This window comes from Yersinia frederiksenii ATCC 33641, from assembly GCF_000754805.1.
Taxonomy (GTDB): Bacteria; Pseudomonadota; Gammaproteobacteria; order Enterobacterales; family Enterobacteriaceae; genus Yersinia; species Yersinia frederiksenii.
Window position 1 is genome coordinate 3,708,556 of the sequence record NZ_KN150731.1, and the last position, 25,356, is coordinate 3,733,911.

Genomic DNA, 25,356 nt, shown 5'->3' on the forward strand with positions numbered 1-25,356 from the left:
ATAAACTTGGTCGGTAGGATGGATAACATTGCGAGATAAAACGATGATCAAACAAAGGACTTTAAAACGTATTGTTCAGGCGACTGGCGTCGGTTTGCACACCGGTAAGAAAGTCACACTGACAATGCGACCCGCGCCGGCTAATACCGGGGTCATCTATCGTCGCACTGACTTGAATCCACCGGTTGATTTTCCGGCAGATGCAAAATCCGTGCGTGATACCATGCTCTGTACTTGCCTGGTCAATGAGCATGACGTGCGTATTTCTACTGTTGAGCATCTCAACGCTGCTCTGGCAGGGTTAGGGATTGATAACATTATTATTGAAGTTAACGCTCCCGAAGTACCTATTATGGACGGTAGTGCCAGTCCATTTGTGTACTTGCTGCTGGATGCCGGTATCGAAGAGTTAAACTCTGCGAAGAAATTCCTGCGTCTGAAAGAGACTGTGCGGGTTGAAGACGGTGATAAATGGGCTGAATTGTCTCCATTCAATGGATTCCGTTTAGATTTTACCATTGATTTTAATCACCCGGCGATAGACTCAAGTACTCAGCGTTACCGTTTAGATTTCTCGGCCGATTCATTCGTCCGTCAAATCAGCCGCGCGCGTACTTTTGGTTTCATGCGTGATATCGAGTATCTGCAGTCCCGTGGTTTGTGCCTGGGCGGTAGTTTCGATTGTGCCATCGTGGTAGATGATTACCGCGTGTTGAACGAAGATGGCCTGCGCTTCGAAGATGAATTTGTTCGTCATAAAATGCTGGACGCCATTGGCGACCTGTTTATGTGCGGCCATAATATTATTGGCGCATTTACTGCGTTCAAATCTGGTCATGCACTTAACAACAAGCTATTGCAGGCTGTTTTAGCTAAGCAAGAAGCTTGGGAATATGTGACGTTCCAAGACGAAGCCGAAATGCCATTGGCATTCAAAGCGCCGTCTACAGTATTAGCTTACTAAGCTTATTTATCACTTTTGGTTGCGTTGGCACTCTCTCCGGCCAACGCAGCCAATCGTTCCAATATTGTCCTCAGTTTTTCAGGGCTACGGCTCGCTAATCCTCTTAATTCCTTAGCACTTTCTAAGCTTAAATGACGTAATGGCGGCGATTTCTCAGAATTTTGCGCAGATTTTGCGACATCTTGCGTAATGTTATGACCCTTAGCCATTAACGACGGATTAATCCTGATGTCGATTGAAGACAATGATGGTAGAATTTGCGCTCGTAGTGCAGAGAGTAGAGCGGGCTGTTCATAACGTAGTCGCATTAACCAACTGGCGTTCGCGGTCTCTAGCACTAAAACACTCTGTCGATAGTTAGCGACACGGCACCACGGCTGCAACTGTGAAGGGAGTAATCCTTTTACCGCACGGTTAAGTTTTAACAGTGCTGTAGCGCGTTGTTGTACGTTATGCAGCGGTCCGTTTTCTGCTGCAATGGCATCATCGAACAGAACATCTAATAATTGTGGGCGGCTTTCACGCATTGACAAGGCTCCGGCGGATTTTAAACTCGTGATCGGTATTCTAAATCGTTGGCGACAATTTGGTAGACGTTATTTCTGGCCGCATCTCCTATTGGGGATGGTAGCGGCGAGTCTTGGCGTGCCATCAAATCTGTCTGGCGTTCCTGATCAAGCTGCGATACCCAATACCTCATCAAGCCAGAGCCGTCAGAATTACGGTGCAACAAACTTTAACAGTTTGGCATTGCTGCATGATATGCATCGTCGCCCTTCATTCAGCGTAGACTACTGGCAACAGCATGCACTGCGTACGGTCATTCGTCACCTTTCATTTGCACTGGCTCCCCAAGCCGCTTATGCAAGAGGGCAAGAGGTTGCTGAAGTTGAGCGGGTGCAGCCATCACAAATTCAGCAACTTGCATTGTTGGATACGCTGAATGCACTCCTGACTCATGAGTTCAAACCACCCGCTATCATTCGTTATACCGAGCAGGTTGAACGGCCAGTTCTTTCGTTACATAAACCCGGTCTTTGGCTTGCACAAGTGCAAGGTATCCGAGCCGGACCTGCCAATTTAAGCTAACTATTCTCTTGGTTTACCCCAATTTTATACAACCTTTGGCCGCCGGTTTGGTGGTCTTGTAAGAGATATTAAGAATCATGCTAATCAAATTATTAACCAAAGTTTTTGGCAGCCGTAACGATCGTACCCTGCGCCGTATGCGCAAAGTGGTTGATCTTATCAACCGGATGGAACCAGAAGTTGAAAAACTGACAGATGCTGAATTACGCGCCAAAACTGATGAGTTCCGTGAGCGCTTGGCAAAAGGTGCAGTGCTGGAAACTCTGATTCCTGAGGCTTTTGCTGTGGTGCGCGAAGCCAGTAAACGTGTGTTCGGTATGCGTCACTTCGACGTGCAGCTGTTAGGCGGTATGGTACTGAACGAACGATGCATCGCAGAAATGCGTACGGGTGAAGGTAAAACACTGACAGCAACACTGCCAGCCTACCTGAATGCCTTGAGTGGCCGCGGTGTGCACGTGGTTACCGTCAACGACTACTTGGCGCAACGTGACGCCGAAAATAACCGCCCATTATTTGAGTTCTTGGGCCTGAGTGTTGGTATCAACCTGCCGAATATGACGGCACCGGCTAAGCGCGCTGCTTATGCTGCGGATATCACCTACGGTACTAACAACGAATACGGTTTTGACTACTTGCGCGATAACATGGCGTTCAGCCCTGAAGAGCGTGTGCAACGTAAATTGCATTATGCGCTGGTGGATGAGGTTGACTCCATCTTGATCGATGAAGCCCGTACCCCGCTGATTATCTCTGGTCCGGCTGAAGATAGCTCCGAGATGTATATTCGGGTTAATAAACTGATTCCAAAACTGATTCGTCAGGAAAAAGAAGATTCCGATACCTTCCAAGGTGAAGGGCACTTCTCAGTAGATGAAAAATCGCGTCAGGTCCATTTAACTGAACGTGGTCTGATTCTGATAGAACAGATGTTAGTGGAGGCGGGCATTATGGATGAAGGGGAATCGCTGTATTCTCCAACTAACATCATGTTAATGCACCATGTTACTGCGGCTCTGCGTGCTCACGTGCTGTTTACCCGTGATGTTGATTACATCGTGAAAGATGGTGAAGTTATCATTGTTGATGAACACACCGGCCGTACCATGCAAGGTCGTCGCTGGTCTGATGGTTTACATCAGGCAGTTGAAGCGAAAGAAGGTGTGGAAATTCAGAACGAAAACCAGACGCTGGCTTCTATCACTTTCCAGAACTACTTCCGTCTCTATGAAAAATTGGCTGGTATGACCGGTACTGCGGATACCGAAGCGTTCGAATTCAGCTCTATTTATAAGCTGGATACCATCGTTGTACCTACCAACCGCCCAATGATCCGTAAGGATTTGGCTGATTTGGTCTATATGACGGAACAGGAAAAAATTGGTGCAATTATCGAAGATATCCGTGAGCGTACTGCGAACGGCCAGCCAGTATTGGTGGGGACTATCTCGATTGAGAAGTCTGAAGTGGTGTCTGCTGAGTTAACCAAAGCCGGTATCGAACATAAAGTTCTGAACGCTAAGTTCCACGCCATGGAAGCAGAAATTGTTTCTCAAGCTGGTCAGCCAGGAGCCGTCACTATTGCGACCAACATGGCAGGTCGTGGTACTGACATCGTGTTAGGTGGCAGTTGGCAGAGCGAGATTGCCCTGCTGGAAGACCCAACTGAAGACCAAATTGCTGCTATTAAAGCGGCATGGCAGATTCGTCATGATGCGGTACTGGCATCAGGTGGTTTACATATCATTGGTACCGAGCGTCATGAATCGCGTCGTATCGATAACCAGTTACGTGGTCGTGCGGGTCGTCAGGGTGATGCGGGTTCTTCACGCTTCTACCTGTCAATGGAAGATGCCTTGATGCGTATTTTTGCCTCTGACCGAGTGTCCGGCATGATGCGTAAATTGGGAATGAAGCCGGGCGAAGCGATTGAGCACCCATGGGTCACCAAAGCTATTGCTAACGCGCAACGTAAAGTTGAAAGCCGTAACTTCGATATTCGTAAGCAATTGCTGGAATATGATGATGTGGCAAGCGACCAACGCCGGGCGATTTACAGCCAGCGTAACGAGTTGTTAGACGTGTCTGATGTTAGCGAAACCATCAACAGCATCCGTGAAGACGTCTTCAAAACAGTTATCGACAGCTATATCCCAACCCAGTCGCTGGAAGAAATGTGGGATGTTGATGGTCTGGAACAGCGCCTGAAAAACGATTTTGACTTGGATATGCCGATTGCTCAATGGCTTGAAGACGAGCCACAGTTGCATGAAGAAACATTGCGTGAACGGATCCTGCAACAGGCTATTGAAGTGTATCAGCGCAAAGAGGAAGTTGTTGGCCTTGAAATGATGCGTAACTTCGAAAAAGGCGTGATGCTACAAACACTTGATTCCTTATGGAAAGAGCATTTGGCTGCTATGGATTACCTGCGTCAGGGTATCCATCTACGTGGCTACGCGCAAAAAGATCCTAAGCAAGAATATAAGCGTGAATCTTTCGCCATGTTTGCTGCCATGTTGGAATCACTGAAATATGAAGTGATCAGTGTACTGAGCAAAGTACAGGTGCGGATGCCAGAAGAAGTTGAAGCACTGGAGGTCCAGCGTCGTGAAGAAGCAGAACGTCTGGCTAAGCAGCAGCAACTAAGCCATCAGTCTGATAACAGCGCATTGATGTCGCAGGAAGAAGTTAGTGTTGCTGCCAGCCTTGAGCGCAAAGTGGGTCGTAATGATCCGTGCCCATGTGGTTCAGGCAAAAAATACAAACAGTGCCATGGCCGTTTACAGTAATATTTTAGGCTAGGATTGATACTGTTAATGGGGGCGGTGTAAAAACCGCCCTTTATTTTGGCTCTTTTTTGCCGATAGATTTTAGGACAAACAGCCAGGCGAATGCTTAGAGCCCCTTTCAGGAGCAAGATAATTGAAACACCTACCTATTGCAGTGGGGATTATTCGTAACCCACAGCGGGAGATTTTTATTACTCAGCGCGCGGTTGATTCCCATATGGCCGGATTTTGGGAATTTCCCGGCGGGAAAGTTGAACCAGGTGAGACGCCAGAGCTAGCTTTGAAGCGCGAACTGTTGGAAGAGACCGGCATTGTGGTGCGAAACGCCACTTTATTTAACGTGCTTGAACATGCTTATGCAGATCGTATCGTGACACTACATTTTTATATAGTCGACGCTTGGGATGGTGAACCTTTTGGTCGTGAAGGGCAACCGATGCGCTGGGTGAAACAATCTGAGTTGTTGGCGCAAGAATTCCCTCCTGCTAATACCACAATCATAGAATTACTCACCGCATAGCGCGCGCCACAAATATGATTGGTATTTGATCTGAGGTGAATGGAGCAGATGATTTGCTCCACCCATGTAAAACGGTAACTAGTGGTTAAAACGATCAGTGCTTGATAGGGTCTTCTTCACCCCATTCATCACTGTCGGATTGTTCACCATGGCTAGGTATACGTTTTTCTTCATCGGCCCATTCACCTAAGTCAATAAGCTGGCAACGCTTGCAACAGAACGGGCGATAAGGGCTTTGTTCACCCCAGACAACAACCTTTCCACATGTTGGGCAGTTAACCTTTATTTCTTCGGTTTCCATGTTTTTTCTCCTAAAATCTATCAACTCAGCAGCAGGCCAATTCAAACGATAAACGAGCGGGCACGGTACCATTTTCACTATCGAGTGGTAAGAAGCGAATGGCATATCGTGTTTTATGACCAGAAATCTGCGGGTACAGTTGCGGCTCCTGCGGTAGACGCAATCTGAGCAAGTCAGCGCCTTCCGCATTATCCTGGAAGAAGCCATTTAAGCTGATTTGTGCTCGTAATGGGCCTGATTGGCGAATTAAATCTAAAATGATGGTCAGTGACTGATTGAGTGGAGTCAGGCTTTCCAGCAATTTAGCAATATGCTGATTACGCTGATCTTGTGGTTGATGCAACCAGGTATGCAAAGTGGGCAAGTCAAAACTACAGCAGCCACCAGGGATGCTCAGACGCTGGCGAACAACACTAATTAAACGGTCTTCTTTTAGCGACTGGCCGATACGTGGTGCAGACATCAATACTGAAGCCCGGTTTTTTAGCTGACTGCGCAGAGAATCTACCCGAGAGATATCTACACCGGGTATATCAGCCCATTGCTGCAACTTTTGCTGTTGGCGCTCAAGCTCTTTAAGTAGATCAGTACGAACTTCACCGCGCTCAAGAACATCGATTAAATCAGATGCGGTTCGGAAAAACGTCAATGCATTGGCAATATTATTTAACGAACGCTGGCTTTCTAATTGTTGTAGTAAAAACTCCATTCTTAACCAGGTACGCATCTTTTCATTAAGCGGATGTTCAAAAAGTATTGTTGAGGTGAGGTCACTCATCGATATAGATCCTGTTGGGCCGCAGCTGCCAATTTTAAATACTGTTGGTGTAACGCAGCAACTTGCGGGGCGATAACTAAGGGATCGCCGCTATTGTCAATAATGTCATCAGCACAGGCCAGTCGCTGTTGCCGCGAAGCCTGTGAGGCTAAAATATGTTCTGCCTGTTGGCGGGTAATACTATCTCTCGCCATCGTTCGAGCGAGTTGTATTTCAGGTGCTACATCTACCACTAACACACGATTAGCACGTTGACGTAAACCATTCTCGACCAACAGAGGAACAACCCAAAGTACATATGGTTTATCAATAGCAGCGAGTTGGCGCTGAGTTTCCTGCTGAATCAATGGATGCAACAATGAATTTAACCATGCTTTTTCCTGCGGCTCACTGAAAATTTTTTCGCGCAATGCTGCTCGGTTCAACGTGCCATCCGCTTGTAAGATAGTTTCACCATAGTGAGAGGCGATAGCCGCTAATGCAGGCATCCCCGGTTCAACGACCTGACGAGCAATAATATCAGCATCCACAAGGGGCACACCGAGATTGGCGAATGCATTTGCTACTGTACTTTTACCGCTGCCAATTCCACCGGTGAGGGCCACAATATAGGTCATTGCCTAGCCTTGTATACTGTGAATGAGTGGCCGAATTGTATCTGAAAGCAGGTAAGAAGGCATAGTAAGGTATGCATTCTGTTTGAGCTACGTGGAAAAATATATGAAGTGAACACGGTGATAAATGAGCTGATAGCACTCTTCAGGTAATTTGTGGAATTGTAGCGTAAATAAAGGTGTATTCGCAGTCTTGCCGTAGAATTATTCATGCGTATGATAGCTTCACTGGGATGGCGTGATTTACGCCCGATCACATTTTGCGATCTATCGCCACTAACCAGGAAATAATTAGCCATGCGTATTGAAGAAGGTTTGAAATTAGGCTTTAAAGATGTGTTAATCCGTCCTAAGCGTTCAACACTGAAAAGTCGCTCTGAAGTAGAACTGGAACGCCAGTTTACCTTCAAACATTCAGGTTGGAATTGGTCTGGTGTGCCTATCATCGCCGCTAATATGGATACTGTTGGCACCTTCCGCATGGCAGAAGTCTTAGCATCATTTGATGTTCTTACTGCAGTTCATAAGCACTACAGCGTTGAGCAATGGGGCGAGTTTGTAAAACGGGTTCCTGAATCTGTATTGCGCCATGTCATGGTCTCAACCGGGACTTCCTCTGCCGATTTCGACAAAATGAAGCAAATTTTGGCGTTATCACCAGCATTGAAATTCATCTGTATCGATGTCGCTAACGGCTACTCTGAGCATTTTGTCTCTTTCCTGCAAAAAGCGCGTGAAGCTTGCCCAGATAAAGTTATTTGTGCAGGTAATGTAGTGACTGGCGAGATGGTAGAAGAGCTAATTCTCTCTGGTGCTGACATTGTTAAAGTAGGTATTGGCCCAGGTTCTGTTTGTACGACTCGGGTTAAAACCGGTGTCGGTTATCCACAATTATCGGCAGTGATCGAATGTGCTGATGCTGCTCATGGTTTGGGTGGTCAGATTGTCAGTGATGGTGGCTGCTCAGTACCGGGTGATGTGGCAAAAGCTTTTGGTGGCGGTGCCGACTTTGTCATGCTTGGCGGTATGCTAGCTGGGCACGACGAGTGTGAAGGCCGTGTGGTTGAAGAGAATGGCGAGAAGTTTATGTTGTTCTACGGTATGAGCTCTGAGTCTGCGATGAAACGTCATGTGGGTGGTGTTGCTGAATACCGTGCCGCAGAAGGCAAAACAGTTAAATTGCCATTACGTGGTTCTGTTGATAATACAGTACGCGATATTATGGGCGGCTTGCGTTCCGCTTGTACCTACGTGGGTGCTTCGCATTTGAAAGAGCTCACCAAGCGCACAACATTTATCCGTGTTGCAGAGCAAGAAAACCGAGTATTCGGCAGTAATTAATCCCTGATTTTCGATGACGTTTAGATATTGATATGAAAAGGGCGTATTCACTCAGCGCCCTTTTTCTATGTTTTCCTCTTAATTCTTAGGCTCAATTCTTTGTTGTAAACTCCTTTATCCTGATGACTTTATTTATCCGATAACATCTCCTAACTGGAATATGGGTAAATACATCGCGATCACTAAAATCCCAACAATACCGCCAATGATTAGCATTAAAAGTGGTTCCAACATTTGAGTCAGATTATCGGCCAAATCTTGGGTCTGTTGCTGATGCCAACTTGCCAACTTTTCTAGTAGCACATCCAGTGCGCCAGACTCCTCACCGACACGGACCATTTGCTGGCACAAGGCAGGAAATAACGTCTGCTGAGCAAGGGCCACATGCAGAGGAACCCCTTGGTTGATTTGTGTGCGAATATGTCTCAGTGCTTGCTGATAGCTGCTGTTATTGATGGATACGAGAGCAGTTTCCAACCCAGCTGTTAGTGGTAGCCCTGCATGTTGAGTCATCGCCAGTGTTTGAAATACTTGGCTCAGGCAGCTACCGCGAATTAACGCAGAAACGACGGGGAGGCGTAATAAAAGCCGTTGCTCCCTTTGTCGCCAGTGGGCTTGATGTTTTCGTATATACAGATATCCAATACCCAGTGACGCTAATGACAATGCTATAAATGGCCCATGGGCAGTAATAAATGCTGACATCAAGAGCAGTGTGGCTGTTAGTACTGGCAATGGAGTATCGAATGATTGATATATCTTAGCAAATTCAGGTAGTACCATGACCAGCATGAGAATGCTGACTGTCAGTGCGATAACACAGACAAATATCGGGTACTTAAGTGCCTTAACCACTTTCTTTTGTAGTTTTTGCTGTCTCTCCTGATGATGTACTAACTGAACACAGCATTGTTCAAGATTCCCGGTCATTTCCCCCATAGCAATCACTGGGGAATATAATCTGGGAAAGGTATTAGGGTAGCGTGCTATTACTTCTGATAATGATTGCCCCTGTGATACCTGCTGACTTATCTCCTGCAATAAGCATTGCCAGGGGAGGGTATCCATTTCTTTGGCTAATAGTTGCAGACTATTGACCAAAGGTAGTCCAGCTTGCAGTAAAGTGGCTAATTGGCGAGTAACAGTGAGCAAATGCTCGCCACGCCAGTAGCCAATTGATAACCGTTTGCCACCCTTGACGCCTAAGGGTTGTAATCCATGACGGAACATATGTTCGTAGACAGTATTTTTCTCTGTTGCCAATAGCGCGCCTGTTTGTAGCTGGCCTTCAGTATTAATTGCTCTCCAGTGAAATAATCGCTGATAACTCAATGAACTACCTCGCCTTCAGTTAGTAACCCCACAACACGATTAATTTCACCAAGACTAGTTACACCGTTCTCGACCAATACTAAGCCAGCGGAGAGTAATGTTATTTGCTCTTGGTCTTGTGCCATTCGAGTGAGTTCTGGCGGGCTAACATTATTGAGTAAAGCTTGTTGAATTGATGGAGTTATATTTAACATCTCGTAAATTCCAGTTCGTCCATAATAGCCCGAACAACAGTGTTCGCAGCCGACAGCAAGATAATGCTGTAATGGAGCGGCCCGCACGCCAGAGGAAGCTTGAAAAGGTGTGGGGGATGGTTGCCGGCAGTGCCGACAGAGTTTGCGTACCAAACGCTGAGCGATAACTAATATTAAGCTGGACGCAATTAAGTGACGTTCTATTCCCATTTGTGTCAGACGTATTAGCGTCTCAGCCGTTGAGTTGGTATGTAATGTAGAAAGAACCAAATGCCCAGTAAGCGCCGCTTTAACGGCTATTTCAGCTGTTTCATTGTCACGAATCTCACCGAGCATAATCACATCCGGATCCTGTCGCAGCATCGCACGTAATATGCTAGAGAAGTCGAGCCCAATCTTATTGTTGGTCTGAGTTTGATTGATACCATCAACCTGGATCTCGATAGGATCTTCAGCACTACAGATATTTATCTGTGGCTGGTTAAGTTGGTCCAAACTGCAATAAAGGGTCACTGTCTTGCCACTGCCTGTCGGCCCAGTGACTAGAACCAAGCCCTGTGGTGCGGATAATGCTTGTGATAGCTGTTGATGGGCGATTGTGGTTAACCCCAGCTTTTCTAGAGTCGGTTGTTGCTGCGTATTGAGAATTCTCAGCACTACTTTTTCGCCATACTGTACCGGGAGAGTCGCTATTCTCATGGAATAGCGGGTACCATCTAATTGTAGAGTGAGTTGGCCATCCTGTGATAACCGCTTTTCAGCAATGTTCAGTTTAGACATCACCTTCAGACAGCTACTGATTCGACTGGCTAATTCGGTTATGGGTGGTGGAGCTTCATGCAATACACCATCAATTCTTAAGCGGATGCGATAGTGATGCTGATAAGGTTCAAAATGAATATCTGATGCCCGCTTCGCAATAGCTAACCTCAGTGTTTGGGTTATAAATTGAATAACAGGAATATCACTTTCATTATCCAGCAACTGTTCATCAGAATTCTGTAGTGATAGGTTTGACGATGCAGTCCCTGTCTGTTCCTGCCCTTTTATAAAAATCCCTTGATGGGTTTCCTTGAATTTAGTGTTCTCGAATAACTCCAGATTTAATGACTGTTCAATTTTGGCTTCTGGCCAATATTCCACTCTTATCTTACGGCCACAGGTAAAGCGCAGCGCTGTTAATAGCCCATCATCGACAGGATTTGATGAGGCGATAGATAAACTTTGTCCATCAAGTTTTAAGGCTATTGTTCGATGACGGCGACAAAGTGCATGTAATTCATCACTAATTGTTTGGGGTGAGGATGCCATAAATTCGGTCATTTTATTAAGGCCCTGTCATTGAAATGGAACACGTTCTTACAGTTATCAGCCAGGCTGTTATCTTTTGCTGTACATGTTCTTGTCCAGATGATATTTCCGCTCGGATTTAATTTTGGTGACATAGCCAACGTTAAACCGGTGAGAGTATGTTGACCTATCAACGTAATCACGCCCTTATCAATTGTTGTGGTGCTAACGTAACGTGACGTTTCTCCTTTAGGAATCCCATGCTTACCTGCACTACAGCTATCAAAGCTGGCATGCTCCATCGCACAAAGCTCTACTGCCATTTTGTAAGGAACGGCAGTTTGTAACATATCGGTCAGTGCTGCTTTCTGGATATAACGCTGATAGGACGGAATGCCAATGCCGCTGAGAACAGCAATGATGGCAATCGCAACCATCAATTCAATTAATGTAAAACCCTGTTGATTAGCCATATATCACTTTCCTTGTGTGTGAAAAAACGAGGTAAGAGTGAAACTTTTTGACTCATGGTGATAGGGGCATTACATTGATTTGCGGAGTGTATTGTCGAATATTTAGGCTGTTACAATGGCAGGACAGATAACTTCGGCGGGCTTCGCAAAACAGAGTCAGAGCCTGTTAATAGTTGTATTCCGCCGAAGATATTTTGCTAGGATTATTGAAAACGCATAGAAAGGTCTAAAGCAGTAATATGTTTGGTGAGTGCACCGACTGAAATGAAGTCAATGCCAGTTTCAGCATAGCTCCGCAGTGTTTCTAGTGTGACATTACCTGAAACTTCTAGTTGGGCGCTGTTCAAAGTCTTGGTAACTTCATCACGCATTTTTACCGCGTCATACATCATAGGAATGGTGAAGTTATCTAACATGATGATGTCAGCACCTGCTTCCAGTGCTTGCTGTAGTTCATCAAGGGATTCAACTTCAACCTCAACAGGGACATCAGCATGTATCCAAAATGCTTTGGCGACAGCTTCTTTGATAGACCCGGCAGCAATAATATGATTTTCTTTAATAAGAAAAGCATCGGATAAACCAAGTCGGTGGTTGCTACCACCACCACAAAGAACGGCATATTTTAACGCAGTACGCAGCCCTGGAAGTGTTTTTCGAGTATCGAGTAATTGAGTATTTAGCCCAGAGAGCAGTGCAACATAGCGGCTCACTTCAGTGGCAACACCTGATAGCGTTTGCAGGAAGTTAAGAGCAGTACGTTCACCTGTTAATAGGATACGGGCAGGTCCTGCCAGGTGGCAAAGCACCTGATTCGCAGTCAGTTTGTCGCCATCGTTAACGAGCCATTCAACTGATACCTGAGCTCCAAGTTGGATGAACACTTCATTCAACCAGCGTTGACCACAAAAAATACCGTCTTCGCGGGTAATAATCGTGGCCTTTGCGTGCTTATCTGCTGGCAGTAATTGTGCGGTGAGGTCACGGTCTGGATTGACCTCGCCGCCGAGGTCTTCACTCAAAGCCTGGGCAACAGTAGAAGGTATATCATATTGAATTCGTTCCAATAGCTCGGCGCGGCGGCTGTCGGCATTATAGCTGCGGGTCGGCATAGAAAACTCCGAAATGGCGGATGGATAGTTATCCAAACATGCTACTCTGTTGCAGACAGAAGTGCCATACACCCTTTGTACTTGCCGTCGCTGGCATTGACTTAGCTGGGTAAATTTATCGAGATGAGCGAGTTACTGGCTTATCTTTAAAACCAAGCCCTTTGGGGTTAAAAGAGCCGGTTGAAGTCTATGATTAGAGGGTTTAGATAAACAATGCAGTTAGATAATGGCTGGATTTCAGGGGTTAAACGAGTGGTTTCTCCCCATTTTGATCAGCGACCCGAAGGTGAAGACCCTTCTTTGTTGGTGATCCATAATATTAGTTTGCCTCCTGGTGAGTTCGGTGGCCCGTATATCGACCAACTATTTACCGGCACACTCAATGCTAACGAACACCCTTATTTTGCCGATATTGTTCACTTACGTGTTTCGGCTCACTGCCTGATTCGCCGAGATGGTGAAGTTATTCAATATGTTCCTTTTGATAAACGAGCCTGGCATGCCGGAGTATCAGCTTTTGCTGGGCGTGAGCGGTGTAACGATTTCTCTATTGGTATCGAGTTGGAAGGGACAGATGTGTTACCGTTTACGTCTGCACAATATCGCCGCCTAACCGAGATAAGTGCATTACTCTTTGCCCACTATCCAATAACCGCAGAACGGGTGACGGGCCATAGCGATATTGCGCCAGGCCGTAAAACTGATCCAGGTCCCGCTTTTGACTGGATATTGTATCAACAGCGTTTGGCAGCATTATCTCAGCCATTGTAATGAGCTGATAACTCAGTATTAACCAGAGGTTTATTGTCGAGTGCTTATTGGTTTTTAGCCTCGCCTAATATTGTTGTTTATGCATGCCGGGAGGCATACGCCCTGTTTCAGGGTTGGTTAAGTGCAAAGGGAGAATAAGAGCTAATGACACTGTTTACGCTGTTGCTGGTGCTTGCATGGGAGCGCTTATTTAAACTGGGCGAACATTGGCAGTTAGATCACCGCCTTGAAGTCGTATTTACGCGTTTACGTCACTTTTCGTTGGTACAAACGATTTTACTGACAGTGGTGTGGATGGCGGTGGTATGGCTGGTTTTACGGTTAGTGCAAAACATCTTGTTTGGTTTCCCTCTTTTACTGCTCTGGATATTGATTTGCCTATTGTGCATTGGGGCGGGGGGAATTCGTAGACATTACCGCGCTTATTTGAAAGCAGCCCGTCAGGGTGATGCTCATGCCACTGATAAAATGGCGGATGAACTCGCGCTTATCCATGGCTTACCGATGGATAGTGGTGAAAAGGTCAGATTGCAATCTCTGCAAAATGCCTTGCTATGGATAAACTTTCGTTATTATTTAGCACCTATTTTCTGGTTTGTGGTTTGCGCTAGCTACGGTCCGGTGGCGCTAGCGGGCTACGCAATGTTACGCGGATACCAAACCTGGCTGGCACGCCATCACACACCTTTACAGCGCTCTCAATCCGGTATTGATAGTATCTTGCATTGGCTGGACTGGATCCCCGTGCGGTTAGTGGGAGTCGCTTATGCATTATTGGGCCATGGTGAAAGGGCGCTACCGGCCTGGTTTGCTTCATTAGGGGATTTTCGTTCCCAACAATATCAGGTACTGACTCGCCTCGCCCAATATTCGTTAGCGCGAGAACCTCATTTAGATCCCGTACAAACACCGAGAGCCGCTGTTTCTATGGCGCGAAAAGTCACTCTGGCGGTGATTGTGGTTGTGGCGTTACTGACAATTTATGGTGCTTTGATATAACCGGTTGACTCACTGTACTGGCTGGAGTGCTTGCTTCCGGCCAGTACTATATCAATCACTCGGTCAAATGATGACAGCCAGTAACCCTGTATTTTAAACGATAGTAGCTGTATCTGCTGGTGGCTCACCGAATATCGGCATACCTTGTTCATCCCAACTTATAGTCTTGATTCGAGTATGGCGATTAGGGTCATAAAGTGGGTCGCCCTCAATTTCAGTGTAGTTGCGGGCGTGATAGACCAACATATCTTCACCGTGTTCATTGCGGGTAAAACTATTGTGACCAGGGCCAAATTGGCGATTCTGGTATTGAGTCCGAAATACAGGTTCTGGTGATTTATGCCATTGCGTCGCATCCAAAATATTACTGTTGATATCAGCCCAGAGCAGCCCAATACAGTAATTTTCATCGGTAGCACTGGCTGAATAACTAATAAAAATACGTTCTCCATGCTTAATAACTGCCGGGCCTTCATTGACCCAAAAACCGATGGTTTCCCAAGGTAGTTCAGGCTTACTCAGCATGACCGGCTCGCCTTTTAGTGTCCATGGGTTCTCCATTTCGGCAAGATACAAGTTTGAATTCCCTTGAATCTCCGGATCTTTTTGAGCCCATAAATAATAGTGTTTTCCGTTATGTTCAAAGTGTGTTGCATCCAACGAAAAACTGTCCAATGGTGTCGCGATACGCCCTTTTTCTATCCACTTGCCAGTGAGCGGATTGGTGGCATCACACTCTAGTGCAAACATACGATGCTGGAATAAACCCCCAGCGATTTCCGGTGAATGCGCTGCGGCAAAATAGAGATACCATTTGCCCTCAATGAAATGCAGTTCAGGTGCCCAAATTAATGCACTCATTGAGCCTTGTTGTGGCTTATTCCACACCGTTACTGCTTCAGCTTGAGCAAGTCCTGTTAGTGATTCTGCACGGCGTAATTCCAGACGGTCATATTCTGGTACTGAAGCAGTGAAATAATAATAACCATCAGTGTGCCGATAGATAAATGGATCTGCTCGCTGCTCAATCAATGGGTTAGGGTAGTTATACTCAGTCATACTGACTCCTTAGCTTCCAGTTGCTTACCAGTGCGATAGTCACTGAGTTCTTGATAGTTATGGCGGCGTTTTTCCAGATCGATTTGAATTTGTTTCATCAGATTACGGTCAACTTTCAATAAACGAACCACACCTGCGGTAATCAAATAGCCAATTCCAGGGATCACGGTGAACAGTAATACAATACTGTTTAATGCGCTTGGTGCCTGATTGATAGCATCCGCCTGATAACCCGTTGCTGATAATAGAAAACCGACCATAGCACCTGCGACAGCTAACCCGACTTTTAGGAAGAACAGGTTACCGGAGAAGCTGATGCCGGTGATGCGCTTACCGGTTTTCCATTCGCCGTAGTCATCAACATCAGCCATTAATGACCAGTGCAGTGGGGAAGGGATTTGATGCAGTATATTCAGCAGGAAGTAAGCCACCACAATCAATGAAGTCAGGTGTGGGTTGAGGAAATAGAAACTGCATGAGAAAATTGCCAGTATGATATTGGTCCAGAAAAAGACTTTTAATTTACAGAACTTATCTGTGAGAGGTTTCGCCAGTGCGCTGCCTATCATCATGCCGATAACGCCGAGGCTGATAAACAAACTGGCAAAGGAGAATGACTGTTGCATGACATAGGTGACGTAATACATCGTAGCAGCCATGCGGATAAAACCAGGGCATACGTTGCAGAATGTCAGCAGTAAAATACGAACCCATTGGTCATTTTTCCACACGTCGCGCAGGTCAGCTTTTAGGGCATCATTGGTTGGGATCGCGGGTTTAATTCGCTCCTTCACGGTGGCAAAGCAGAATAAGAACATGAAAAAGGCGATTGTCGCCAATACACCCATTGCCATTTGATATCCGCGAGCTTTATCCTCCCCACCAAACCATTCAGCCATTGGCAATAATGTCATTGATAATATCAAAGTGGCGATCCCAACCATAATAAAGCGATATGACTGGCAAGATACGCGCTCTTTAGGATCGGATGTAATCACGCCACCTAATGAGCAGTAAGGAATATTAATTGCGGTATAAGCAAGTGACATCAAAAAGTAAGTAGCGAAAGCATAGATAACTTTGCTGTTATAGGTCCATTCAGGTGTGGTAAACATTAGGACGCTGAATAAGACATAGGGCAGGGACATCCAAAGCAGATAGGGGCGAAAACGACCATAACGACTTTGTGTGCGGTCGGCGATAGCACCCATAATTGGATCAGTCACGGCATCGAGAACCCGGACTGAAAGCAGCAGAACACCCACTAATGCAGGTGCAAGACCGAAAATATCGGTATAGAAATAGTTGAGGAAAAGCATGATTGCGCCGCCAATCATATTGCAGCCAGCATCCCCCATCCCATACCCGATTTTTTCCTTCACTGTTAATGCGGTGTTCATGGATATTCTCTCCGTAATGGATCAAAAACAGTCATTGGGGATGGATTATTGCTGCATAACTGGCTGAGGCATCAGAAGTTTATGGTTATAGAGATGGACAAATGTGTCATCGCCATCGAAGTGTGAGCCAAATAGCAAAAAATAGATGCAAAAAATTGAACAGATAAGCAGTATCGAACTTGATTCTGTTTCAAATCCACAATTTACATTTGTCATGTAGAAAGATCAGTAAGTTATGAGGGGCTAGTCCCGGTCACAGAGAGATAGGTTTATTTTTGCTAAATAATAAAATAAATGAGCCAGCGCTGAAGGCTGGCTCATTAGAGACTATATGGTCAAATTTCCATGACTAGCAGGCGAATTTCTGCTATTAGGATTTTGCCCGTTGCTGGCGGTTTTTAAGGATATAACCGATAGCTAGAAGTAATACCCAGGCAGGGATCAATAAGACAGAAATCTGGATGCCTGGAGTCAAGTACATGATGACCAAGATACCGGTCAGGAACAGTAAGCATAAATAGTTACTGAACGGATACCAGAATGCTTTGAATTGTGGGATTACACCCTGACGATTCTTGGCTGCACGGAATTTAAGGTGCGCCAGACTAATCATTGCCCAGTTGATCACCAGTGCTGAAACCACTAATGCCATCAGCAATTCAAAAGCACGGCCCGGTAGCAGGTAGTTAATCAGGACACAGAACGCGGTGGCAAATGCAGAGACGGCGATAGCAATCACCGGGACCCCACGCCCATCAACTTTCAGCAGTATTTTCGGGCCATTACCTTGCTTGGCTAAACCGAACAACATGCGGCTGTTACAGTAAACACAGCTATTGTAAACCGACAATGCCGCAGTCAGTACCACGATATTCAATACCGTTGCGACCACGTTACTGTTCAATGCGTGGAAGATCAGAACAAACGGGCTGCCGCCTTCAACTACCTTACCCCATGGGTAAAGTGACAATAAGATAGCCAGGGAACCGATATAGAACAGTAGGATGCGGTAGATAACCTGATTGGTGGCCTTCGGGATACTTTTGGCTGGATTTTCTGCTTCTGCGGCGGTGATACCAACTAATTCAAGCCCACCGAAGGAGAACATAATGACCGCCATGGCCATCACCAGACCCATAATACCATTTGGGAAGAATCCTCCCTGCGCCCATAAGTTGGTTACAGTAGCCTCTGGGCCGCCTTGGCCACTCAGAAGCAGATAACCACCGAACAGGATCATCGCGATGATGGCAACCACTTTGATGATGGCAAACCAGAACTCCATCTCACCATAGACTTTGACGTTCGCCAGATTGATGGCATTGATGGCAAGGAAGAAGACGGCAGCAGATACCCATGTTGGGATCTCAGGCCACCAATATTGCACATAGATACCCACGGCAGTTAGTTCAGCCATGGCAACTAATACGTAGAGTACCCAGTAATTCCAGCCGGAAGCAAAACCGGCAAAGTTCCCCCAGTATTTATAAGCAAAGTGGCTGAAAGAACCTGCTACAGGCTCCTCGACCACCATTTCCCCCAATTGGCGCATGATCAGAAACGCGATAAAACCACCTATTGCATACCCCAGTAAGACTGAAGGTCCCGCCATTTTGATGGTTTGTGCAATACCAAGAAATAGTCCGGTACCAATAGCACCACCTAAGGCAATAAGCTGAATGTGGCGGTTTTTAAGCCCCCTCTTTAGCTCCGCACCTTCCTGTTGAACACTCATCGTTGCATCCTCTGTCGTTGTCACTTATTAGCTGGCTAAACGGGTGCCTTTTGCTATGTGTAATGTTTTGATTACATTATTGTATTATTTTATTTACGGTCGCTTTGTATGGAATTTACTGCCTTGGCTACCGTTTAAAAGAGAATAGTGGTAGGCGAGAATTATTGCATCTGGTTTTTATTTTAAACGGCGAATTTTTGGTCAAAATGCGAAGAAAAATGTTGATGCGTGATCAAGCGGTTGTTTTCCAGAAAAGGACTAATAAGCAGTTGTTGCACAAAAAGTCGCCAGTTAGCCATTTTTATAATGGTCATACCAGTGTTTTGCAGGGACTAAGGAGGAATAAGGAGTTTTCTTGTTTTTTAATGAATTTAAATTCGTAAAAATTGACTTTAAATTCATAAATAAAATGACTATAACGCTTCAGCTTGCCTAATTATCCGTTTCATAAAAGTTAAAACTCATTTATGTCAGGTAATGGTATTACCATCGCTACGTTATCACTTTGCACTGCTTTTTTAGTAAAGTTGTTAAAATGTGCTGGGTTTCATGATTTCGGTCAAGGTCCGTATGGACAGGTAGTGAATACTTTGTTACTTTATCGTCACGTTTTTGAAATTGGTATTACCAATTGACTCCGCGCTACTCGCAGAGACGATTCACTCAATACGGCTTACAGCGCGACTGACAATAAATTATGGCCTACAACAAAATCCGCCAACCCAAATTATCAGATGTTATTGAGCAGCAGCTCGAATACCTGATCTTGGAAGGGACGCTACGTCCAGGTGAGAAATTACTGCCTGAGCGCGAGTTGGCGAAGCAATTTGATGTTTCCCGACCTTCTCTGCGAGAAGCCATTCAGCGCTTAGAAGCTAAGGGATTGCTGCTGCGCCGTCAGGGTGGTGGTACTTTCGTGCAAACCAATCTGTGGCAAAGCTTTAGCGATCCGCTAGCCGAACTGCTGGCCGACCATCCAGAATCACAATTCGACCTGTTAGAAACTCGTCATGCCCTCGAAGGTGTTGCTGCTTATTATGCGGCCCTGCGGGGTACTGATGAAGATCTACAGCGTATTCGTGAATGCCATACCGTTATTCAGCAAGCACAGGACAGCGGTGATTTGGATGCCGAGGCTGATGCTGTCATGCAGTATCAAGTTGCGGTCACAGAGGCTGCACATAATGTGGTTTTACTGCATTTATTGCGTTGCATGGGGCCGATGCTGGAACAAAACGTTAAACAAAACTTTGAATTGCTTTACTCGCGCCGTGAAATGCTGGCAACGGTGAGCAGTCACCGCGCCAGGATTTTTGAGGCGATTGTGGCCCGCGAGCCAGAAAAAGCCCGCGAAGCTTCACACCGTCACTTGGCGTTTATTGAGGAGATTCTGTTGGACCTCAGTCGGGAGCACAGTCGCCGTGAGCGATCTTTGCGTCGGCTCCAACAGCGCAAGGACTAGAAACGAATCATTCAGGTTGCGCCTCTGCAAGACCTCAATAACTCGTTTTGTACCCTTTGTACTTGAAGATGCAGGGTTGTTAGCTGCGTGAACCCCCCGAATCACTTACTTGAGTAAGCCTATCGGGATTCGTTCTCTTGCTGTCTATCTGCAACTCCACTTCCTGTGGGTATAGGTTCTCATTTGAGAATCATTAGCGGCAACTAAACTGATGGGCCTATCTTCCGGTGTTTTCACCAGGGCACGTGCTTTAGCCCCGGGTTAAAGCACAGGAAGATAGGCTCCAAATAAACCATTAGAAACAGATAAGGAATACCACCATGTCAGAACGTTTAAATAATGACGTGGATCCGATCGAAACCCGCGACTGGCTACAGGCGATCGAATCGGTCATCCGTGAAGAGGGTGTTGAGCGTGCTCAGTATCTGATTGATCAGGTTTTGGGCGAAGCCCGTAAAGGTGGTGTGAGTGTTGCAGCAGGTTCTGCCAGCCGTGATTACATCAACACTATCGCAGTAGAAGACGAACCCGCTTACCCTGGCAACCTGGATCTGGAACGTCGCATTCGTTCTGCCATCCGTTGGAATGCTGTGATGACCGTGTTGCGTGCGTCGAAGAAAGATCTGGATTTGGGCGGTCATATGGCATCCTTCCAGTCTTCCGCTACCTTCTACGAGGTTTGCTTCAACCACTTCTTCCGTGCTCGTAACCAAAAAGACGGCGGCGATCTGGTTTACTTCCAGGGCCACATCTCTCCGGGCGTTTACGCACGTGCCTTCCTTGAAGGCCGCCTGACTCAAGAGCAAATGGATAACTTCCGCCAGGAAGTTCACGGTAAGGGGCTGTCTTCTTACCCGCATCCTAAACTGATGCCTGAGTTCTGGCAGTTCCCGACTGTCTCTATGGGCCTGGGCCCAATCAGTGCAATTTATCAGGCCAAGTTCCTGAAATACCTCTCTCACCGTGGTCTGAAAGACACTTCAGCACAGACCGTGTATGCCTTCTTGGGCGACGGCGAGATGGATGAGCCAGAATCTAAAGGTGCGATCACCATCGCGACCCGTGAAAAACTGGATAACTTGGTCTTCGTTATCAACTGTAACTTGCAGCGCCTTGATGGCCCGGTTACAGGTAACGGCAAAATCATTAATGAGCTGGAAGGTATCTTTAGTGGTGCTGGCTGGCAGGTGCTGAAAGTCATCTGGGGTAGTCGTTGGGATGAGCTGCTGCGTAAAGATACCAGCGGTAAACTGATCCAATTGATGAACGAAACTCTGGACGGCGACTACCAGACCTTCAAATCCAAAGATGGCGCTTATGTGCGTGAACACTTCTTCGGCCGTTTCCCAGAAACTGCTGCATTAGTGAAAGACATGAGCGACGACGAGATCTGGTCCCTGAACCGTGGTGGTCATGATCCGAAGAAAGTCTTTGCTGCACTGAAAAAAGCGCAAGAAACCACTGGCAAACCTACTGTTATCCTGGCCCACACCATTAAAGGTTACGGCATGGGCGAAACAGCTGAAGGTAAAAACATCGCTCACCAGGTGAAGAAAATGAACATGGAAGGGGTTCACCACTTCCGCGATCGTTTCAATGTGCCTGTTGCTGATGCTGATATCGAAAAACTGCCATACATCACCTTCGAGAAAGATTCCGAAGAGTACAAATATCTGCATGAACGTCGTCAGGCGCTGGAAGGCTATGTGCCAACTCGTATGCCTAAGTTCACTGAGAAGCTGGAAATCCCAGCATTGTCAGATTTCAGCTCATTGCTGGAAGAGCAGAATAAAGAAATCTCTACCACTATCGCTTTCGTCCGTGTGCTGAACGTGATGCTGAAGAATAAATCGATTAAAGATCGCATTGTTCCAATCATCGCCGATGAAGCCCGTACTTTCGGTATGGAAGGTCTGTTCCGTCAGATTGGTATTTACAGCCCGAATGGTCAGCAGTACACCCCGCAAGACCGTGAGCAGGTTGCATACTACAAAGAAGACGAAAAAGGCCAGATCCTGCAAGAAGGGATCAACGAACTGGGTGCTGCTTCATCATGGCTGGCTGCTGCGACTTCTTACAGCACCAATGATTTGCCAATGATTCCGTTCTACATCTACTACTCTATGTTCGGTTTCCAACGTATCGGCGACTTGTGCTGGGCAGCGGGTGACCAACAGGCACGTGGCTTCTTGATCGGCGGTACTTCAGGTCGTACAACACTGAATGGCGAAGGTCTGCAACATGAAGATGGTCATAGCCATATTCAGTCACTGACTATCCCGAACTGTATCTCTTATGATCCAGCCTATGCTTACGAAGTTGCTGTCATCATGCATGATGGTCTGGAACGTATGTACGGCGAAGCGCAGGAAAACGTTTATTACTACCTGACCACGCTGAACGAAAACTATCACATGCCAGCAATGCCACAGGGCGCAGAAGAAGGTATCCGTAAAGGTATCTACAAACTGGAAACTGTTGCAGGTAGCAAAGGCAAAGTGCAGTTGATGAGTTCAGGTGCGATCCTGCGCCACGTTCGTGAAGCGGCTCAGATTCTGGCTAACGACTACGGCGTAGGTTCTGATGTATACAGCGTAACTTCATTCACTGAACTGGCCCGTGATGGTCAAGATTGTGAGCGTTGGAATATGCTGCACCCAACAGAAACTCCACGTGTTCCTTATGTTGCTCAGGTGATGAACGACGCGCCAGCGGTTGCTTCAACTGACTACATGAAGTTGTTCGCTGAACAGATTCGTAACTTTATTCCTGCCAGCGAGTTCCGCGTTCTGGGTACAGATGGTTTCGGCCGCTCTGACAGCCGTGAGAACCTGCGTCACCACTTCGAAGTTGATTCTTCTTACGTTGTGGTTGCAGCTCTGGGTGAATTGGCTAAACGCGGTGACATCGACACCAGCGTAGTTGCACAAGCAATTACTAAGTTTGGTATCGACGCCGATAAAGTTAACCCGCGTCTGGCATAAGAGGTAAAGAACAAATGGCTATTGAAATTAACGTACCAGACATCGGTGCAGATGAAGTGGAAGTCACCGAAATTATGGTGAAAGTAGGCGATACCGTTGAAGCGGAACAATCGCTGATCACCGTTGAAGGTGATAAAGCTTCCATGGAAGTTCCTTCACCGCAGGCGGGTGTAGTTAAAGAAATCAAAATTGCAGTGGGCGATAAAGTCGCGACTGGCAAATTGATTATGGTCTTCGAAGCTGCGGGTAGCGAAGCCGCCCCAGCTAAAGCAGAAGAGAAACCAGCGGCCCCTGTTCAAGCAGCGGCTCCTGCGGCATCTGCTGTGAAAAATGTTGAAGTGCCTGACATTGGTAGTGATGAAGTTGAAGTCACTGAGGTGATGGTTAAAGTGGGCGATACTGTTGCCGCTGAACAATCTCTGATCACCGTAGAGGGCGATAAAGCTTCTATGGAAGTACCCGCACCATTTGCCGGTATAGTGAAAGAGATCAAAATCAATACTGGCGATAAAGTCAGTACCGGTTCTTTGATTATGGTCTTTGAAGTTGCCGGTGCTGCGGCACCAGCGGCGACTCCTGCTCCAACAGCAGCACCAACTGCGCCAGCAGCTCTTGCAGCTAAAAACGTTGAAGTGCCAGATATCGGCGGTGACGAAGTTGAAGTGACCGAAGTGATGGTTAAAGTGGGCGATAAAGTTGCCGCTGAACAATCACTGATTACCGTTGAAGGCGACAAAGCCTCAATGGAAGTACCAGCACCATTCGCCGGTACTGTAAAAGAGATCAAAATCAGCACCGGCGATAAAGTAAAAACCGGCTCTCTGATCATGGTGTTCGAAGTAGAAGGCGCCGCTCCTGCGGCCGCATCTACCGCGGCACCAGCCCAGCAAGCGGCTCCTGCTGCTACATCTGCCAAAGCGGCCGCAGCACCAGCAGCAAGCAAAGGTGAATTTGCTGAGAATGATGCCTACGTGCATGCCACGCCGGTTATCCGTCGTCTGGCCCGTGAATTCGGTGTGAATCTGGCGAAAGTGAAAGGGACTGGCCGTAAGGGTCGTATCCTGCGCGAAGACGTTCAGGCATACGTAAAAGATGCGGTTAAACGTGCTGAAGCGGCGCCAACTGCTGCTACCGGCGGCGCTTTGCCAGGCATGCTGCCGTGGCCGAAGGTTGATTTCAGTAAGTTCGGCGAAATCGAAGAAGTGGAATTGGGTCGTATCCAGAAAATCTCTGGTGCTAACCTGAGCCGTAACTGGGTCATGATCCCACATGTGACTCAATTCGATGAAGCGGATATCACTGAAGTTGAAGCATTCCGTAAGCAACAAAACATCGAAGCGGAGAAGAAGAAACAAGACCTGAAAATCACTCCGCTGGTATTCTTGATGAAGGCTGCAGCTAAGGCGTTGGAAGAGTTCCCTCGCTTTAACAGCTCCATTTCTGAAGATGGTCAGAAACTGACACTGAAGAAATACATCAATATCGGTGTTGCGGTTGATACGCCTAACGGTCTGGTTGTTCCGGTATTCCGCGACGTGAACAAAAAAGGTATTGTCGAGTTGTCTCGCGAGCTGTCTGTTATTTCCAAGAAAGCACGTGATGGCAAACTGACGGCATCTGACATGCAAGGTGGCTGTTTCACTATCTCCAGCCTGGGCGGCATCGGCGGTACAGCGTTTACGCCAATCGTTAATGCGCCAGAAGTGGCTATCTTGGGTGTATCAAAATCATCCATGAAGCCGGTTTGGAATGGTAAAGAGTTTGCTCCGCGTCTGATGCTACCTCTGTCTCTGTCCTTCGACCACCGGGTGATCGATGGCGCAGCTGGTGCTCGTTTCGCCGCGTATATCGCGACCATTATGGCTGATATTCGCCGTCTGGTCATGTAATCTCCTGGGCCGGCCTTGTGCCGGCCTCGTTGTTATACAGGCAGATACCGACAGATAAAGACACTTATATACCGAGTTTGTCGGGCTGTTACATTAGTCGACAAGGTTGTTGAGACACTCGTCACGCGATGCGGCTTTTCAGTTTGTTAACAATTCTGTAAACTTGCCGCGTGTCAGTATCCCTGAAAGTGTCTGTATCCAGGAATAGGCAAGAACGTCACGGTGGATGAGGGCGTTATGAAATTAATTAGCCTAAA

The 25,356-nt window shown here is 46.7% G+C and carries 21 protein-coding genes; 10 read left to right on the forward strand and 11 right to left on the reverse strand.

Going from position 1 to position 25,356, the window contains the following annotated elements:
• Window positions 1-43 precede the first annotated feature (43 nt).
• Window positions 44-964, forward strand: coding sequence for a UDP-3-O-acyl-N-acetylglucosamine deacetylase (gene lpxC, locus DJ58_RS05420; protein WP_004706198.1), 921 nt, complete (start codon window positions 44-46; stop codon window positions 962-964).
• A gap of 2 nt (window positions 965-966) precedes the next feature.
• Here the strand turns inward: lpxC and DJ58_RS05415 are convergent, their stop codons facing one another.
• Complete coding sequence (locus tag DJ58_RS05415; RefSeq protein WP_004706199.1) at window positions 967-1,491, reverse strand: DUF721 domain-containing protein; 525 nt, start codon at window positions 1,489-1,491, stop codon at window positions 967-969.
• 28 nt (window positions 1,492-1,519) lie between these two features.
• Here DJ58_RS05415 and secM point away from each other — a divergent pair, with 28 nt between their 5' ends.
• From secM to mutT, 3 genes are all read left to right on the forward strand, one after another.
• Window positions 1,520-2,053, forward strand: coding sequence for a secA translation cis-regulator SecM (gene secM / locus DJ58_RS05410; protein ID WP_032909961.1), 534 nt, complete (start codon window positions 1,520-1,522; stop codon window positions 2,051-2,053).
• Window positions 2,054-2,130: 77 nt separating this feature from the next.
• Window positions 2,131-4,845 carry a preprotein translocase subunit SecA gene (secA, locus tag DJ58_RS05405; protein WP_004706201.1) on the forward strand — a complete coding sequence of 905 codons (2,715 nt, stop codon included), beginning with the start codon at window positions 2,131-2,133 and terminating at the stop codon, window positions 4,843-4,845.
• A gap of 133 nt (window positions 4,846-4,978) precedes the next feature.
• On the forward strand, window positions 4,979-5,365 hold the full coding sequence (mutT, locus tag DJ58_RS05400) for an 8-oxo-dGTP diphosphatase MutT (protein WP_032909963.1): 387 nt from the start codon (window positions 4,979-4,981) through the stop codon (window positions 5,363-5,365).
• A 94-nt stretch (window positions 5,366-5,459) separates the two neighbouring features.
• Here the strand turns inward: mutT and yacG are convergent, their stop codons facing one another.
• From yacG to coaE, 3 genes are read right to left on the reverse strand one after another with little or no spacing between them, the layout of a single operon-like run.
• Complete coding sequence (gene yacG / locus DJ58_RS05395; protein ID WP_004706203.1) at window positions 5,460-5,666, reverse strand: DNA gyrase inhibitor YacG; 207 nt, start codon at window positions 5,664-5,666, stop codon at window positions 5,460-5,462.
• A gap of 25 nt (window positions 5,667-5,691) precedes the next feature.
• Window positions 5,692-6,444, reverse strand: a complete 753-nt coding sequence (gene zapD / locus DJ58_RS05390; protein WP_032909964.1) for a cell division protein ZapD — start codon at window positions 6,442-6,444, stop codon at window positions 5,692-5,694.
• Window positions 6,441-7,061 (reverse strand): dephospho-CoA kinase, encoded by a 621-nt coding sequence (gene coaE, locus DJ58_RS05385; protein WP_004706205.1) that lies wholly within the window; start codon window positions 7,059-7,061, stop codon window positions 6,441-6,443. The genes zapD and coaE overlap by 4 nt, the downstream gene beginning before the upstream one ends.
• Before the next feature lie 294 nt (window positions 7,062-7,355).
• Here coaE and DJ58_RS05380 point away from each other — a divergent pair, with 294 nt between their 5' ends.
• On the forward strand, window positions 7,356-8,399 hold the full coding sequence (locus DJ58_RS05380) for a GMP reductase (RefSeq protein WP_004706206.1): 1,044 nt from the start codon (window positions 7,356-7,358) through the stop codon (window positions 8,397-8,399).
• 132 nt (window positions 8,400-8,531) lie between these two features.
• Here DJ58_RS05380 and hofC read toward each other — a convergent pair whose 3' ends face one another.
• The 4 genes from hofC to nadC all read right to left on the reverse strand — a co-directional run bounded on the left by hofC (window position 8,532) and on the right by nadC (window position 12,800).
• Entirely contained in the window at window positions 8,532-9,731 is a 1,200-nt protein-coding gene (gene hofC, locus DJ58_RS05375; RefSeq protein ID WP_032909966.1) for a protein transport protein HofC, read from the reverse strand.
• Window positions 9,728-11,248, reverse strand: a complete 1,521-nt coding sequence (gene gspE, locus DJ58_RS05370; protein ID WP_032909968.1) for a type II secretion system protein GspE — start codon at window positions 11,246-11,248, stop codon at window positions 9,728-9,730. The genes hofC and gspE overlap by 4 nt, the downstream gene beginning before the upstream one ends.
• Complete coding sequence (gene ppdD, locus DJ58_RS05365; RefSeq protein ID WP_004706209.1) at window positions 11,245-11,688, reverse strand: prepilin peptidase-dependent pilin; 444 nt, start codon at window positions 11,686-11,688, stop codon at window positions 11,245-11,247. Before ppdD ends, gspE begins: the two co-directional genes overlap by 4 nt.
• Before the next feature lie 203 nt (window positions 11,689-11,891).
• Window positions 11,892-12,800 carry a carboxylating nicotinate-nucleotide diphosphorylase gene (gene nadC / locus DJ58_RS05360; protein ID WP_004706210.1) on the reverse strand — a complete coding sequence of 303 codons (909 nt, stop codon included), beginning with the start codon at window positions 12,798-12,800 and terminating at the stop codon, window positions 11,892-11,894.
• A gap of 213 nt (window positions 12,801-13,013) precedes the next feature.
• On the opposite strand from nadC, the gene ampD reads away from it, so the two are divergent.
• Together ampD and ampE are read left to right on the forward strand one after the other, a co-directional pair.
• Entirely contained in the window at window positions 13,014-13,571 is a 558-nt protein-coding gene (ampD, locus tag DJ58_RS05355) for a 1,6-anhydro-N-acetylmuramyl-L-alanine amidase AmpD (protein ID WP_004706211.1), read from the forward strand.
• A gap of 144 nt (window positions 13,572-13,715) precedes the next feature.
• Complete coding sequence (gene ampE, locus DJ58_RS05350) at window positions 13,716-14,570, forward strand: beta-lactamase regulator AmpE (RefSeq protein ID WP_004706212.1); 855 nt, start codon at window positions 13,716-13,718, stop codon at window positions 14,568-14,570.
• Between the two features lie 93 nt (window positions 14,571-14,663).
• On the opposite strand, the gene DJ58_RS05345 is transcribed toward ampE, so the two are convergent.
• From DJ58_RS05345 to DJ58_RS05335, 3 genes are all read right to left on the reverse strand, one after another.
• On the reverse strand, window positions 14,664-15,629 hold the full coding sequence (locus tag DJ58_RS05345; RefSeq protein WP_032909971.1) for a glycoside hydrolase family 43 protein: 966 nt from the start codon (window positions 15,627-15,629) through the stop codon (window positions 14,664-14,666).
• The gene (locus tag DJ58_RS05340) at window positions 15,626-17,029 is read right to left on the reverse strand and encodes a glycoside-pentoside-hexuronide (GPH):cation symporter (protein ID WP_004706214.1); all 1,404 of its coding nucleotides are present in this window, start codon (window positions 17,027-17,029) and stop codon (window positions 15,626-15,628) included. Before DJ58_RS05340 ends, DJ58_RS05345 begins: the two co-directional genes overlap by 4 nt.
• Window positions 17,030-17,399: 370 nt before the next feature.
• Window positions 17,400-18,764: an amino acid permease gene (locus DJ58_RS05335; protein WP_004706215.1), complete on the reverse strand. Its 1,365-nt coding sequence runs from the start codon at window positions 18,762-18,764 to the stop codon at window positions 17,400-17,402.
• Between the two features lie 697 nt (window positions 18,765-19,461).
• On the opposite strand from DJ58_RS05335, the gene pdhR reads away from it, so the two are divergent.
• The 3 genes from pdhR (at window position 19,462) to aceF (ending at window position 25,099) form a co-directional block, all read left to right on the forward strand.
• Window positions 19,462-20,226: a pyruvate dehydrogenase complex transcriptional repressor PdhR gene (pdhR, locus tag DJ58_RS05330; protein ID WP_004706218.1), complete on the forward strand. Its 765-nt coding sequence runs from the start codon at window positions 19,462-19,464 to the stop codon at window positions 20,224-20,226.
• A gap of 320 nt (window positions 20,227-20,546) precedes the next feature.
• A complete protein-coding gene (aceE, locus tag DJ58_RS05325; protein WP_004706219.1) occupies window positions 20,547-23,210 on the forward strand; it encodes a pyruvate dehydrogenase (acetyl-transferring), homodimeric type in 2,664 nt (887 codons plus the stop codon).
• A gap of 14 nt (window positions 23,211-23,224) precedes the next feature.
• On the forward strand, window positions 23,225-25,099 hold the full coding sequence (gene aceF, locus DJ58_RS05320; protein ID WP_004706220.1) for a pyruvate dehydrogenase complex dihydrolipoyllysine-residue acetyltransferase: 1,875 nt from the start codon (window positions 23,225-23,227) through the stop codon (window positions 25,097-25,099).
• Window positions 25,100-25,356: the final 257 nt, after the last annotated feature.